General features: G+C 64.7%; 15 protein-coding genes and 1 tRNA gene. 13 read left to right on the top strand and 3 right to left on the bottom strand.

Translation table 11 applies throughout. The features are described 5' to 3' along the window. Entirely contained in the window at window positions 1-603 is a 603-nt protein-coding gene (locus IVA92_RS25565; protein ID WP_247276886.1) for a TetR/AcrR family transcriptional regulator, read from the top strand. Window positions 604-676: 73 nt separating this feature from the next. On the opposite strand, the gene IVA92_RS25570 is transcribed toward IVA92_RS25565, so the two are convergent. Further along, complete coding sequence (locus IVA92_RS25570; RefSeq protein ID WP_247276975.1) at window positions 677-1261, bottom strand: DUF1349 domain-containing protein; 585 nt, start codon at window positions 1259-1261, stop codon at window positions 677-679. Window positions 1262-1749: 488 nt separating this feature from the next. Here IVA92_RS25570 and IVA92_RS25575 point away from each other — a divergent pair, with 488 nt between their 5' ends. Genes IVA92_RS25575 through IVA92_RS25590 form a run of 4 tightly spaced genes read left to right on the top strand, consistent with a single transcriptional unit; the run spans window position 1750 to window position 5380 of the window. Continuing rightward, on the top strand, window positions 1750-2046 hold the full coding sequence (locus IVA92_RS25575) for a hypothetical protein (RefSeq protein ID WP_247276887.1): 297 nt from the start codon (window positions 1750-1752) through the stop codon (window positions 2044-2046). A 16-nt stretch (window positions 2047-2062) separates the two neighbouring features. Continuing rightward, window positions 2063-3460: a guanine deaminase gene (gene guaD / locus IVA92_RS25580; protein WP_247276888.1), complete on the top strand. Its 1398-nt coding sequence runs from the start codon at window positions 2063-2065 to the stop codon at window positions 3458-3460. Between the two features lie 11 nt (window positions 3461-3471). Next, entirely contained in the window at window positions 3472-4449 is a 978-nt protein-coding gene (locus IVA92_RS25585) for an antibiotic biosynthesis monooxygenase (protein ID WP_247276889.1), read from the top strand. 28 nt (window positions 4450-4477) lie between these two features. Next, window positions 4478-5380, top strand: a complete 903-nt coding sequence (locus IVA92_RS25590; protein ID WP_247276890.1) for a ribonuclease Z — start codon at window positions 4478-4480, stop codon at window positions 5378-5380. Window positions 5381-5395: 15 nt separating this feature from the next. On the opposite strand, the gene IVA92_RS25595 is transcribed toward IVA92_RS25590, so the two are convergent. Beyond that, entirely contained in the window at window positions 5396-6247 is an 852-nt protein-coding gene (locus IVA92_RS25595; RefSeq protein WP_247276891.1) for an IclR family transcriptional regulator, read from the bottom strand. A gap of 102 nt (window positions 6248-6349) precedes the next feature. Between IVA92_RS25595 and IVA92_RS25600 the strand changes: the two genes are divergently transcribed. The 8 genes from IVA92_RS25600 to IVA92_RS25635 all read left to right on the top strand — a co-directional run bounded on the left by IVA92_RS25600 (window position 6350) and on the right by IVA92_RS25635 (window position 14011). After that, on the top strand, window positions 6350-7270 hold the full coding sequence (locus tag IVA92_RS25600; RefSeq protein ID WP_247276892.1) for a dihydrodipicolinate synthase family protein: 921 nt from the start codon (window positions 6350-6352) through the stop codon (window positions 7268-7270). A 26-nt stretch (window positions 7271-7296) separates the two neighbouring features. Then, a complete protein-coding gene (locus tag IVA92_RS25605) occupies window positions 7297-8742 on the top strand; it encodes an FAD-binding oxidoreductase (protein ID WP_247276893.1) in 1446 nt (481 codons plus the stop codon). Next, window positions 8739-9845 (top strand): four-carbon acid sugar kinase family protein, encoded by a 1107-nt coding sequence (locus IVA92_RS25610; protein WP_247276894.1) that lies wholly within the window; start codon window positions 8739-8741, stop codon window positions 9843-9845. The genes IVA92_RS25605 and IVA92_RS25610 overlap by 4 nt, the downstream gene beginning before the upstream one ends. Continuing rightward, on the top strand, window positions 9842-10879 hold the full coding sequence (pdxA, locus tag IVA92_RS25615; protein WP_247276895.1) for a 4-hydroxythreonine-4-phosphate dehydrogenase PdxA: 1038 nt from the start codon (window positions 9842-9844) through the stop codon (window positions 10877-10879). Before IVA92_RS25610 ends, pdxA begins: the two co-directional genes overlap by 4 nt. Window positions 10880-10890: 11 nt before the next feature. Next, window positions 10891-12021 (top strand): iron-containing alcohol dehydrogenase, encoded by a 1131-nt coding sequence (locus tag IVA92_RS25620; RefSeq protein ID WP_247276896.1) that lies wholly within the window; start codon window positions 10891-10893, stop codon window positions 12019-12021. A 143-nt stretch (window positions 12022-12164) separates the two neighbouring features. Next, window positions 12165-13136, top strand: a complete 972-nt coding sequence (locus tag IVA92_RS25625) for a tripartite tricarboxylate transporter substrate binding protein (protein WP_247276897.1) — start codon at window positions 12165-12167, stop codon at window positions 13134-13136. 265 nt (window positions 13137-13401) lie between these two features. After that, window positions 13402-13475: transfer RNA gene (locus IVA92_RS25630), tRNA-Gln, on the top strand. A gap of 173 nt (window positions 13476-13648) precedes the next feature. Next, a complete protein-coding gene (locus IVA92_RS25635; RefSeq protein WP_247276898.1) occupies window positions 13649-14011 on the top strand; it encodes a DUF1428 family protein in 363 nt (120 codons plus the stop codon). Window positions 14012-14020: 9 nt separating this feature from the next. Here the strand turns inward: IVA92_RS25635 and IVA92_RS25640 are convergent, their stop codons facing one another. After that, entirely contained in the window at window positions 14021-14587 is a 567-nt protein-coding gene (locus IVA92_RS25640; protein ID WP_247276899.1) for an invasion associated locus B family protein, read from the bottom strand. Between the last annotated feature and the right edge of the window lie 40 nt (window positions 14588-14627).

A 14627-nucleotide genomic window follows, 5' to 3' on the forward strand; every position in this document is an offset into this window, starting at 1 on the left:
ATGGGCATGGGACGCCCCCGCGAATTCGACGCCGAGACGGCGTTGGATCAGGCGATGGAAGTGTTTTGGCGCCATGGTTATGAGGGCGCGACCATTGCCCAGCTCACCGAGGCCATGGGCATCAATCCGCCGAGTCTCTACGCCTGCTTCGGCAACAAGGAAGGCCTGCTGAAGGCCGCGCTCGACCGCTACACCAAATTGCGCGCCGTCTGGATGGACGAGGTGGTCGCGGCACCCACCGCCCGCGCCGTCGCCGAGCGGATGCTGATGGGCATCGCCGACAAGCAGACCGATCCGGCGAATCCGCCCGGCTGCCTGCTGGTGCAAGGCGGCATCGCCTGCGGTACGGGCTCCGAGAACGTCCCGTTCGAGCTCGCCGCCCGCCGCGCCCAGAACGAAGACCAGCTCCACGACCGCTTTGTTCGCGCCAAAGCCGAAGGTGATCTGAAGGAAAGCGCCGATCCCGCCGCGCTCGCGCGCTACGTCTCCGCCGTCGCGGTCGGCATGGGCGTGATGGCGTCCTCGGGCGCGGAACGCGAGGCGCTGCGGCAGGTGGCAAGTGTCGCCGTACAGGCGGTCGAGGCGCAGTCGGCGCGAGAGTAGAGGCGAGCGGGACGGCTCTGTGGTGAACGTCGATCTGTCCGCGCGACAGCGAGCGAGATTGCAGAACGGCCACTTAGCTCAGGTCGTGTAGGTCCTTTCCAAGCGGCGGTGTCAGATGAAACGTCGAGAATACGACTTCTAGCCCTGCCCGTTCCGGTGTGCAGGCCATGGGCCCCACAAGATAGGAGCTCGCTGCCGGAAACGGTGCTAGCCGCATCAGAGGCCAGTACTTGCCGTCGGCCGAAACTTGCAAACGAAGGACGCCGTTGGCGACGGTCGCGCGCACCCAAAAATCGCCAGCATCATGCTCATAGGATGCCGTGGCCCAGTCCGATCGCTCGTTGGTTAACACGCTCGCGAGCATGGCGCGGTCGTCCGAGAGTTCGATCCCGGCCTTGACCCAATGCTCCGCGTCGACGCGCACCATGATGCCCGCCTGATCGTAGAGCGCCTGGAAGTCGCCCTGAACGCGTAAACTGGCGGTGAATGCTTCGCCGGTTGGAAAGCCCAGGAAATGCCCGCTGTCGCGATTAAAGCCATAGTGGGTCTCGCGCCAGAAGTCGGTGCCTTTGTCAGTGATGATCTTTAGGCTCTCGCCCTCAGCCGTCCATCGTTCCGGTTCATTCAGCCACACACCGTCGGTTCTGCGGAGAGTCATCTCTAACCTCGATTGCCGACGCCTGCCGGACTCAATCCATCTGCCGGACAAGCGTGGCGTTGTGCAAACCGAGATCGAGCGCGGATTAAATGCGCTGCCTCGCGTCTTCGACAATTGACCTGATGTCGAAGCGCGCGCGTTCGAAGCGGCGATGCCTTCCGAAACGTTAACGGCGTCGGCGCGATGTCGGATTTCACGATCGGCGATCATGCAAGTCTGCGCCTGTTTTGCCCGACGAGTCAAATGGCCTGGCTGAACGCTTCGGCCTGAAATTCATCAATGATTTGTACTGTGCATGGGGTTGTTTTCGCGTTTTTTGTTCTGAGCCCTCCGGCCACGGCATCAGCGGTCAAGTCTCCGCATGGATACGGTAACTCCTAAGGGTTTTTACACACAGTTCTGGCACGCTCCGTGCGTCAAGATCCGCAACCTGTATCGTCGCCTCTCGTTGCGGGCACGAAAGACGCGGCCGGCGGAGACCGAGGGGCGTGAGCCATGACTGCACCTGCTTCCGACGCCGGGCGCGCGAACGGAAGGGTCGTGCCGATCCTGCTGGGCGTCGTGCCGTTCAGCCAAATTCCAAGGACGAGCGCAGCCACGGCCTGTTCGGCGGTCTCATCAGCGCGCCCTGCCATCTCGCGGTGAGCGGCGCCATGGCGATCGCGGCGGTGCTGCCTGAAGCGACGCAGGCGCCGAGCAATTGGGTTTATCTCGGCCTCTGCACTGTTGGGGGCACGCTGCCTGCGATCGCGCTGCCCTCAGCGGGCCACGCCACACAGACTTAGAGGAAGGAACCAAATCATGACCTCCGTCGGTATTCGCGGCACGTTCTTCGACTTCGTCGACGATCCCTGGAGGCACATCGGCAACGAGCAGGCCGCCGCGCGCTTTCACCAGGACGGCCTCATGGTCGTCACCGACGGCGTCATCAAGGCGTTCGGCCCGTATGACAAGATTGCCGCCGCGCATCCGGGCGTGCAGATCACCCATATCGAGGACCGCATCATCGTCCCGGGCTTCATCGACGGCCACATCCATCTGCCGCAGACCCGGGTGCTCGGCGCCTATGGCGAACAACTGCTGCCGTGGCTGCAGATGTGGATCTATCCGGAAGAGCTCAAATACAAGGACCGCAACTATGCCCGCGAGGGCGTGAAGCGCTTCCTCGATGCGCTGCTGGCCTCCGGCACCACGACGTGCCAGGCGTTCACGAGCTCGTCGCCAGTGTCGACCGAGGAGCTGTTCGAGGAGGCAGCCCGCCGCAACATGCGTGTGATCGCGGGCCTCACCGGCATCGATCGCAACGCCCCGGCTGACTATGTCGACACGCCCGAGAACTTCTATCGCGACAGCAAGCGGCTGATCGCGCAGTACCACAACAAGGGCCGCAACCTCTATGCCATCACGCCGCGCTTTGCCTTCGGTGCCTCGCCGGAGCTGCTGAAAGCGTGTCAGCGCCTCAAGCATGAGCATCCGGACTGCTGGGTCAACACCCACATCTCCGAGAACCCGGCCGAATGCAGCGGCGTGCTCGTCGAGCACCCGGACTGTCAGGATTATCTCGGCGTCTACGAGAAGTTCGATCTCGTCGGTCCGAAATTCTCCGGGGGCCATGGCGTGTACCTCTCGAACAACGAGTTCCGTCGCATGTCGAAGAAGGGCGCCGCGGTGGTGTTCTGCCCGTGCTCGAACCTGTTCCTCGGCAGCGGCCTGTTCCGCATTGGCCGCGCCACCGATCCGGAGCATCGCGTGAAAATGTCGTTCGGCACCGACGTCGGCGGCGGCAACCGCTTCTCCATGATCTCCGTGCTCGACGATGCCTACAAGGTCGGCATGTGCAATAACACGCTGCTCGACGGCAGCATTGATCCGGCGCGCAAGGATCTCGCTGAAGCCGAGCGCAACAAGCTCTCGCCGTATCGCGGTTTCTGGTCGATCACGCTTGGCGGTGCCGAAGGCCTCTACATCGACGACAAGCTCGGCAATTTCGAACCCGGCAAGGAGGCTGATTTCGTCGCGCTCGATCCGAACGGCGGGCAAGCCGCGCAGCCCTGGCACCAGTCGCTGATCGCCGAGGGCGGCGGGCCGCGCACGATGGACGAGGCTGCGAGCATGCTCTTCGCCGTGATGATGGTCGGCGACGATCGCTGCGTCGACGAGACCTGGGTGATGGGCAAGCGTCTCTACAAGAAGAGCTGAGGCGGCTGCTCATGAGCGCATCTCCTGATACGGCCGGACAGCCGGTCGCCCTCGTCATCCAGCGCCGCATCGCCGACGACGGCTTCGCCGCGTTCGCGCGGTGGAACGGCGAGGTCGGCGACGTGCTCAAGGCCTGGCCCGGCTTCCTCAGCCAGGAGGTGGTGCCGCCGCAACCGCCGGCGCATGTCGACTGGGTGACGATCCTGCGCTTCGCGAGCCCGGCGGCAGCCCGCGCCTGGCTTCAGAGCGATGTGCGGGCGCGGCTCATCGCGGAGGTGCAGCGCTTCTTCGTCGGTTCGGAGGATGTCCACATCCTGCCCGACACCGGCGTGCCGCGCGAGAGCGCAGTCTCTGCCGTGATCTCTTTCAAGGTGCCGGACGGACTCGAGGACGCCTTCCTCAAATGGCAGCAGCGCATTCAGGCCGCGGAGGCCGAGTTCAAGGGATTTTTGCGCCACAAGATCGAGCGACCGATTCCGGGCCTGCACGACGAATGGATCATCATCCTGTCGTTCGACTGTGATGCCAACCTCAATGCGTGGCTGGACTCGCCGTTGCGGCAGTCGCTGCTGAGGGAAGGCGAGCGCTTCAACGCCGGCATGAGCGTGAAGCGGGCGAGCTACGGCTTCAATTTCTGGTTCCCGGCCGGCAAGGCGGCGGAGCAAGGACCTGGCCTGATCTGGAAGAGCAATCTCATCGTCCTTCTGGTGCTCTATCCCGTCGTCTACCTCTGGGGCTACTTCATCAGCGCGCCGTTGATCGACAGCCACGGCGTGCCGGTCTGGCTGTCGCTCTTCGTCGGCAATCTCGTCAGCACCCAGCTGCTCGGCTGGTGGCTGGTGCCCGCCGCCTTCAAGGCGCTCGATTGGTGGATCGCGCCGAAGGCGAGGATCGGACGCCAGATCGCAGGATACGCACTCCTCGCCGCGCTCTATGCCGCGTCGATGGGCTTGTACGCGCTGCTGCTCGCATGGCATTGGGGGCGGTGAGACCGTCCACAGCTGGACACGTGAGACCATGTTCGCCCTGACATTTCTCGGAACCTCGGCCAGTGTTCCGTCGGCGGAGCGTAACCATCCGGCGCTCCTGGTCGAGGCGGCGGGCAAGCGCGTTCTGGTCGATTGCGGCGAGGGCACGCAGCGCCAGTTGCTGCGCGCTGGCGCCGGCTTTCGGCGGCTCGACCGCATCCTGCTGACGCATGCCCATCTCGATCACGTGCTCGGCATTCCCGGTCTCTTTTCAACGCTGGGGTTGCGGCAGAGCGCCGACATGATGACCGTTCATGCAGGGCAGCGCACGCTCGACCTCGTCGTCCGCCTGCTCGCAAGCCTGTGGGGCGCGGGCAGGGCGCCGATCGCGGTGGAGTTCGCGCCGCTGACCGAAGGGCAGGTCATCGATGCCGGCGCCTTCACCATCGGCTGCTTTCCGGTTCGCCATCGCGACACCGACAGTTTTGGCTTCGCCTTCCAGAGTCCCGCCCGCCGCCGTCTTCGGCCGGAGCGCCTTGCTGAGCTGGGCGTTCCAGACGGGCCGATGCGGGGAGAATTGGCTGCGGGACGAGCAGTCGTGCTCGCTGATCGAACCATCGACCCGGGAGACGTCCTGGGGCCGCCGAGCGGCGGCAGGAAGCTCATCGTGATCGGCGACACCGAAACGACCGAAGACCTCTCCAAATACGTTTCTGGCGCCGATCTGCTGGTGATCGAGGCAACGTTCCTCGATCGCGACGCATCGACCGCGCGGGACTATGGGCACCTCACTGCGCGCGATGCGGCTGCATTTGCGGCCGAAACCGGCGTCGGCCAGCTTGTGCTCACGCATCAGTCGGGCCGCTATGACGACGATGAGGTCCTTGCGGAGGCAGCCAGAATTTTTCCGAACACCCGGATAGCTGCCGACTTCGACCGCATTGCCGTCTAGCACTCGCGACGGCGTTCAGGTCGTCAATCCCGACTTGATGGCGAGGTCCTGCACCTGGCGCGTCACCTGCATCAGGCGCGGGAGCGCCTGATCGCGAAAGGCCGGCATGTCCATGCGCACCGCATCGATGGTGACGCTCAATCCCCCGATCGCGAGCCCCTGAGCGTCGAAGATCGGCGTTGCCAGCGTGCGCAGGCCGTAGGCGTTCTCGCCGTCGGAGACGGCGTGCCCCTTCTTTTTCACCTGGTCGAGTCGGGCGAGCAGGGCGTCGAGGTCGGTGAGCGTTCGCTCCGACAGCTTGACGCGCGGTCGCGACTCCAGCCGCTCGATCTGCTCGTCCCGCGCCAGATGCGCCAGCATGACATGGCCGAGCGCGGCGCTATAGGCCGGGATTCGCGTGCCCGGCCGGCGATCCATCTTGTGACGATCGAGGCCCGCGCCGACCCGTGCGAGATAGACCACGTCGCCGCCATCGAGGATGCCGAGCGAGGCCGCATCGCCGACATCAGGAACGAGGTCGCGCAGCAGCGGCTCGACGATCGGCCGCAGCGATCCGTGCGACAGCACGGTATAGCCGAGGTCGAGACAGGCAACGCCCAGGCGAAACCGGCGGCTCTGCGGAACGGCCTGAAGGTAGCCAAGTTCGATCAAGGTCTGGATCAGGCGGAATGCGGTGCCGCGATCGAGGTCGGCCCGTGCGGCAATCTCACTCAGGGTGAGCTCGAAGGCTTCGCCGGTGAAGCTCTTGAGCACGGCAAAGGCCTTGCCGACGGATGCGACGTAGTTCTTTGGATTCGTTGCGCCAGCGCCCGGTACGCGTTTCGTGGCCTTCTTTTCGACCTTGGGCACGTGCGAATGTCTCGCCATGACATGTCCCCTTGACGTGGCGGCAAGCTGATTTTACCACGGGCCAACTGCATAACAAATGTTCGCATTCCGAACAATATCGATTTAAGGATGGGAGGAAGTTTGTCGACATCATCGCTGCACCCTCATGGCGTGTTCTCCGCCGCGCTGACGCCGCTCGACGCCGAGCTCGCTCCCGATCATGCGCGCTTCGTCGCGCATTGCCGCTATCTGCTCGACCAAGGCTGCGACGGCATCGCGCTGCTCGGCACGACCGGCGAGGCGAACTCGTTCTCGGCCGCCGAGCGCATCGCGCTGCTCGAAGCGGTGGTGGCCGCCGGCATCGCGCCGCAGCGGCTTCTTCCGGGCACCGGTGTCGCCGCGCTCAGCGAGACCATCGCCTTGACGCGTCATGCGCTCTCGGTCGGCGTCGACACCGTGGTGATGCTGCCGCCGTTCTACTACAAGGGCGTCACCGACGACGGCATTTTCGCATCCTACAGTGAGGTCGTGCAGCGCATCGGCGATGCCAGGCTCAGGATCGTGCTCTATCACATCCCGCAGATGTCAGCGCAGCCGATCTCGCATGCGCTGATCGAGCGATTGCGTGCGGCCTATCCGGCGACGTTCACCGGCATCAAGGATTCCTCCGGTGACTTCGTCAATATGACCGCGATGGTCGAGCGCTTCCCCGGCTTTTCGGTACTGGTCGGCGCCGATCCGTTGCTGCTGCCGCTGCTCCGCAAGGGTGGTGCCGGCTGCATCACCGCGACCTCCAATCTCGTCGCGCGCGACCTTGCCTATGTCTATAAGCATTTTCGCGACAGCGACGACGACGCCGCCCTCAAGGCGGCGCAAGCGCGTATCGTCAAGGCGCGCGAGTTGGTTTCGCGCTTCGCACAGATGGCGTCATTGAAGGCGCTGGTGGCCGAGCGCACCGGCCATGCCGGATGGCAACGGCTACGTCCGCCGCTGGAATCCTTAGCGTCGGCCCAAGTGAAAGAGCTGCTTGCGGATGCCGCCGCATTCGCAGCCGCCGTTTAGTCGCGACGCGGCAGCGAGGCGATCCGATGTCCGACTCCTTCCAGGATGCGCTGCCCGGGCTCGCTGACATCGTCGGCGACAAGCACGTCATCCCGTCCGGACCCGACCATGAGCCCTATGTGGTGGACTGGCGCGGTCGCTATCACGGTCGCGCAATCGCGGTGGTGAAGCCCGCCTCGACCGCCGAGGTCGCCTCAATCGTCAAATACTGCGCGGCAAGGCAGCTCGCGATCGTGCCGCAGGGCGGCAACACAGGCATGTGCGGGGCCGCGACGCCGGACGATCGTGCGGGCAATGTCGTGATCCGGCTCGACCGTCTGCGGGCCGTGCGCGACGTCAGCCCGCTCGCCAACACGATCACGGTGGAAGCTGGCTGTATCCTCGCCGAGGTGCAGAACGCAGCCCGTAGCGTCGATCGCTATTTTCCCTTGAGTCTGGGTGCCGAGGGCTCCTGCCAGATCGGCGGCAACATCTCCACCAATGCCGGCGGCACGGCCGTGCTGCGCTACGGACCGACACGCGATCTGGTCCTCGGGCTCGAGGTCGTGCTGCCCGACGGGCGTGTCTTTAACGGCCTGCGCGCGCTGCGCAAGGACAACACCGGTTACGCGCTCAAGCAGCTCTTCATCGGCGCAGAAGGCACTCTCGGCATCGTCACGGCGGCGGTCCTGAAACTGTTTGCACCGCCGCGCAGCTTCGCGCTGGCGCTGCTGAAATTGCAAGGCGTCGAGCAGGCGCTCGAGATCATGCAGCGCCTGCGCGGCACAGTCGGCGACCGGCTCGGCAGCCTCGAGATCATGTCGCGCTCGCAAATCGAAGCGATTGCGCAGACCGTGCCGCATGTCACGATCCCATTCGAGCTGACGACGCCTTGGTATCTGATCGTCGAACTGACCGACACGCTCGCAGGCGTTGACCTCGACGAACCGCTCGCCACGGTGCTCGCGGCAGCGATGGAGGCCGGGCTCGCTGAAGACGTGATCTTCGCGTCCAACCTTGCGCAAGCCAAGGCGATCTGGGTGGTCAGGCACAGCGTGTCCGAAGGCAACAAGCGCAGCGGCTATGTCGTGTCGCATGACAGCGTGGTGCCGCTGGAGAGGCAGGCGGCCTTCGTGACCAATGTCGAAGCCCGGATCAAGGCCGCCGTCCCGCATGCGCGCGTCGTGATGCACGGCCATATCGGCGACGGCAACATCCACGTGATCGCCCTGATTGACCGCGCGCGTTGCCAGGATGGCGCTGCCACGGCCGCGCTGGTGGCGGAGATCAACGAGATCGTCGACGACGAGACCGCCGCGCAGGGCGGAGCCATCAGTGCCGAGCACGGCATTGGCATCACCAATTGCGGCCGCCTCGCTCGCGTTACTGATCCCCTCGACATCGAGCTGATGCGTGATATCAAGCGCTTGCTCGACCCGAATGGACTGATCAATCCGGGCAAGATCTTTAGTGCCGGAGGCGCGCGACGATGACGAGCGTCCGCCTGCTTGCCGACGATCTCTCCGGTGCACTCGACACCGCGGCGGAGTTCGTCGGTCTGTGCGGGCCGTTCGACGTCACCTGGCTACCTGCGCCTGCAGTACCGAACAGTCGGAGCCTCGCGATCGATAGCGGTACCCGCGAGCGGTCGAAAGCCAAGAGCGTCGAGATCGTTGGACGACTGGCGCCGCAGCTCCGCGGGGCGACGATCGCCTACAAGAAGGTCGATAGTCTCCTTCGTGGCGCGTGGGCGGCCGAGCTCGGCGCCTGCCTGCATAGCGGCGATTGGGCGTCCTGCGTAGTCGCGCCCGCCTTCGACTATCAGGGGCGCCGCACCGTGGATGGCCAGCAATTCGCGCGCACGCTACAAGGCGAGTGGCATCGCGTCGGCGACAATCTCCTGACCGAGCTGCGGCAGGAAGACATCGAGGCGCGGCAGGGCGGGGCCGATACGCTATCGCAGGGCGGCGTTCAGGTTTTCGATGCCGAAAGTGATATCGACCTCGATCGTATCGTCCAGATGGGACGGCGGATGCCAGGGCCTGTGCTGTGGTGCGGAAGCGGTGGGCTCGCCGGCGCGCTCGCCCGCAGCCATCGCGCCGAGGCGCCGGGCCAATTGAAGCTGCCGGTGCTGGGGCTGTTCGGCTCGGATCAGCCTGCGACTGCGTCTCAGCTGGCCGCGTGCGGCGCGGCAACCATCGCACTTGCGGAAGGCTGGAGCGCGGCGCCTGTCCGGCACAAGCTTGCCGATGACGGCGTGGCACTGGTCAAATTCGCTCTCGCCGAGGGCCTGGCCCGCGCCGAGGCGGCGCGGCGGATTGCGCGCGAAATGTCGGCACTGATCGCGGCGCTCGAACCTCCGGGCACGCTGATCGTTGCCGGCGGCGAGACCCTGAAGGCGGCGTGCGTTGCCCTTGGCGCGCATGCGCTCCAGGTGACGGGACGTATTGTGCCGGGACTGCCGCGCTCGATCTTGCAGGGCGGCCGTTGGGCCGGCGTCGACGTCATCTCGAAATCCGGTGCATTCGGACCAAGCGAGCTCTGGCGCGATCTACTCCGGGACAATCATTTGCTCAATATGGGGAGCCCGACATGACCTCTTGTCATCTTGCCATCACCATGGGTGATCCCGCCGGGATCGGGCCGGAGATCATCGTCAAGGCTTGCGTCGCGCTGAAGGACCGGATCACGAAGGGCGATCTGCGCCTGTTGATCATCGGCAGCGGCGCGGCGCTTGATGGCGCGAGAGCGGCACTCGGCGCCAATGTCGCCATTCCCGAAGTCAGTGTCGAGGACCCCGACTGGTCCAATCTCTGTTTTCTTCAGGCCGACGTCGAGGGCGACCCGATCAGGCCTGGCGTGCTCAGCGCCGATGGCGGCCGCTTTGCCTACAAAGCGATCGAGCAGGGCGTGCGCCTGACGCAGGCGGGCCGCACCGCCGCCATCGTCACGGCGCCGCTGAACAAGGAAGCGCTCAACAGGGCCGGCTATCATTTTCCTGGACATACCGAGATGCTCGCACATCTCACCGGCGTGCGCGGCTCGGTAATGCTGCTGGCCCATGGCAACATGCGCGTCAGCCATGTCTCGACCCATGTCGCGCTGGAGGACGTGCCGAAGCGCCTGACGCCGGAGCGCCTGCGCATGGTGATCGACCTCACCGATGGCGCGCTGCGCCGGCTCGGCATCGAACGGCCGAAGATCGCGATCGCTGCGCTCAACCCGCATGCCGGCGAGGGCGGTCTGTTCGGCCGGCAGGACATCGACGTCTCGGCGCCGACGATCGCCAGGGCGGTCGCCGACGGTCTCGACGTCGTCGGCCCCGTGCCTGGCGATACCATTTTCGTCAAGCTGCGCGCCGGCCAGTACGATGCTGCGGTCGCGATGTATCACGACCAGGGCCACATCCCGGTCAAGCTGCTCGGCTTCCAGGTCGATCCCGCGACCGGCCGCTGGCAGGAGCTCTCCGGCGTCAACATCACGCTAGGCCTGCCGATCATCCGCACCTCCGTCGATCACGGCACCGCCTTCGACATTGCCGGCAAGGGCATAGCCAACGAGCACAGCCTGATCGAGGCCATCGATTATGCCGAGCGGCTGGCCGCAGGCGCTTCCGCATCCAAGTCATGAGATCGAACACGATGACCAACGCCTTCACGCCCATTGAAATCCTCCGCCCGACTGCGATCGAGTTCGGCTGCGGTACAATCGCCGCCGCAGCGCGTTTCGCCGAGCGGATCGGCGCCAAACGGCCGCTGGTGATCTCGGACCCATTCAATGCGCAACGCGTCGATACGCTTGCGTTGCCGGGCTCAGTGAAGGTGTTCGGCGATGTGAAGCCCGAGCCGGACTTGCCCAATCTCGAGAAGGCTGTTGCCATGGCGCGCGACGCCAAGCCCGATCTCGTCGTCGGGTTCGGCGGCGGCAGCGCGATGGATCTGGCCAAGCTGGTCGCGGTGATGTGCACGAGCGACGTGGCTTTCGCCGACATCGTCGGGTCAGAGAAAGTGGCCAGCCGCAACGTGGCGCTGATGCAGATTCCCACCACGTCGGGCACTGGCAGCGAAGCCGGCACCCGCGCGCTCGTCACCGACCCCGTGAGCCAGAACAAGCAGGCGGTGCAGAGCCGCGTCATGCTGGCTGACATTGCCATCGTCGATCCGGATCTGACAATGACCGTGCCGAAGGAGGTCACTGCGGCGACTGGCGTCGACGCGCTGGCGCATTGCGTCGAGGCTTATACCAGCCGCAAGGCGCATCCGATGATCGACCTCTATGCGCTCGAAGGCGCGCGCCTGGTTGGGCTGTATCTCAAGCGGGCGGTGGCCGATGGTGGCGATCGCAAGGCGCGCGCGGGCCTGGCGCTGGCCTCGCTCTATGGCGGCTATTGCCTGGGACCGGTGAACACGACCGCCGGCCATGCGGTCGCGTATCCGCTCGGCACGCGTCACCATGTGGCGCATGGGCTTGCCTGCGCGGTGATCTTCCCGCACACCCTGGCCTTCAATATGCCGGCCGTGGAGGCGAAGACCGTCGCGGTGCTCCAGGCGCTTGGATTGCCGAAGCAGGGCGATGCAAAGCTGGCGTTCGACGCAACCTACAAGTTCTGCGCCGATCTCGGTATCGAGATGCGGTTGTCGGGGCTCGGCGTGTCCAGGGACGACCTCGGCGTGATGGCCGACGAGGCGTACGCCATTCGCCGCCTGCTCGACAACAATCCGCGCGATCTTAGCCGGGATGCGATCCTGCACATGTATGAGGTCGCGTTCTAAAGCATGATCCGGAAAAGTGTGTAGCGGTTTCCGAAACGATCATGCTCAAACAAAAACCTAAAGCGCGATGCATCACGCTTTAGCCATCCCCGCCGCTCGTTCGCGGCAGCCAATCAACAACACTGAAAACAGAGGAAACTTCGATGAGATCGCTGTGGCTTGTTCTTGCCTCACTCATGCTGCTGGCGGCGTCGCCGGCCAAGGCCCAGGACGGTTATCCGTCCAAGCAGGTGACGGTGATCGTGCCCTTCGCCGCCGGCGGCACCGCGGATATCTTCGCGCGCATGGTCGCCAACGATTTGCAGGTGAAGTTCGGCAAGCCCTTCGTGGTCGAGAACGTCGGCGGCGCCGGCTCGATCCTCGGCGTGACGCGGTTAGCGAGGTCGGCGCCGGATGGCATCACGCTCGGTCTTGCTAGCACGTCTGCGCTCGCAATCAACCCCACGCTCTACGGGCCGAAGCTCAGCTATCAGGCGGACAAGGATCTTGCGCCGGTCGCCCAGATCAGCGTCGTGCCCAATGTGCTTGTCGTGAACCCCAACAAGATCAAGGCGCGCACCGTGCCGGAGCTGATCGCCTATCTGAAAGCCAATCCGGACAAGGTCTCGTTCGGCTCGGCCGGCGTCGGCACCTCGCAGCATCTGGCAGCCGAATTGTTTCAGCAGATGACCGGCACCAAGATGGTGCACGTACCCTACAAGGGCTCCAGCCAGATGCTAACTGACCTGTTGAGCGGCCAGATCGATCTCGCCTTCGACAACGTGCCGCTGCTGTTGCCACAAGTGAAGACCGGCCAGCTCGCGATGCTTGCGACCGCAACGCCGAAACGCGCCACTTTCGATCCTGAAGTGCCCGCCGTCGCCGAATTCCTGCCGGGCTTCGAGGCCGTGGCCTGGCACGGCTTCTTCGTGCCATCAGGCACACCGAAGCCGATCGTCGAGAAGCTCTCGGCCGAAATCCGCGTCTTCATGCAGCAGCCGGAGACGGTGCAGAAGATGGCCGAACTCGGCGCCACCGCGGTCGCGGTGGATTCCGAGCCCTTCAAGGCCTACATCGTCTCCGAGACCGAGCGGTGGAAGAAGGTGATCGAAGCCGCGAACATCAAGCTGGACTAAGCGCCTAAGGCGCTGGCGACGTTCGAGACGTCTGCGGGGCCGGACCGTGACCCGATCGCCTCATGCGGTCGGGCGCGGTCCTTGTCGCCGCGGACTCCGACCTCTCGTGCCATCGCCCGTCGAGACAACCCAGTACCGCAGCGCTTGCCAGCCCAGAGCCGAGCGGGTAGAACGCTGCCACGCCTGAGCCGTGATTTGCGCCAAACGCGCTTCCGGCCACGGTCGAGCAAGTCGACAAGTCCTTGAATTTGTTCGACTATTCCGGTGGGGAATGGTGTAACGGTAGCACAACAGACTCTGACTCTGTTTGTCTTGGTTCGAATCCAGGTTCCCCAGCCAATTCCGGGCGCTTTTTCCCAGACTTAACCCCCCGGCCTCTCTGCGGCAGGGACCAAAATTCGTTGACGGCACCATCGATCGCGACCGTTTGCCTCATCTGAAAATCGCGTTTCGTGTCGGATCGCAGTGCGCCCCATCGTCCTCGGACCACACACAACCGAAGGAGATCCGTGATGCCCTATGTCGATGGTTTCGTGCTGGCCGTGCCGAAGGACAAGATCGAGGCCTACAAGGCGCTGGCGACGACCGCCTGCGCGCTCTGGCTGGAGCACGGCGCGCTCGACTATGTCGAATGCATCGGTGACGACGTTCCCTATGGCGAGCTCACCTCGTTTCCGCGCGCGGTCATGGCGAAGGAGGACGAGATCGTGGTTTTCTCCTGGATCGTCTACCGCGACCGGGAGACCCGCGATGCCATCAACAAGAAGGTGATGGCGGACCCGCGGCTCAAGTGCACCGACATTCCATTCGACGGCAAGCGCATGATCTATGGCGGCTTCTCGACGCTGCTTCGGGCAGGCGACATCGCGACCTGACGGCGCTCGTTACTTGATCTTGTCGTAGGCCGCGGCGAAGTCGTTGAGTGGCATCGGGATCGCGATCGTTTCCTTGGCCATGTTCTGGAAGGAAACCTTCAACTGCTTGCCCACCCGCAAGGCGGCGAGCAGATCCGGCGCGACCGGCGTCGAGGCGTAGCAGCCGCGGTTCTCGCAGGTCTGGATCTCGAGATCGAACGTCTTGCCCTCGTCGACCTGGAGCTTGGCGCCGACGGGCAGGTTGAGGCCGAGCGGCAATTGCAGCAGCGCGATCGGCGTGCGGGTGTCGGGCGCGATGCGGATGTTGATCAGGATGACGGTCTGGCCGGTCTTGGTCAGTACAGCGTTCTGCTCCATTGCGCATTCGAGCGGCGCGTCGCGGCTCGCGCTGGTGCAGCGCACGATCCAACCGGGCTGGCCCGGAGCGCCGTCCGCCTGCGCTTGCGTCGGGACAGGCGCGGGATGTGCGGTCGAGGTAGGCGGAGCGGCGTTCTTCTTGGCGCCCTGCTGGGCATACGCAGCGCTGGTCGACAACAAGACAGCGGCGAGGGCGACAAGTCTGGATTGCATGAACATGGCGAAACCGCGTTAGCGTGAACCGTGAGTCCCGCTGTAG

This window comes from Bradyrhizobium sp. 154 (genome assembly GCF_023073875.1).
GTDB lineage: Bacteria > Pseudomonadota > Alphaproteobacteria > Rhizobiales > Xanthobacteraceae > Bradyrhizobium.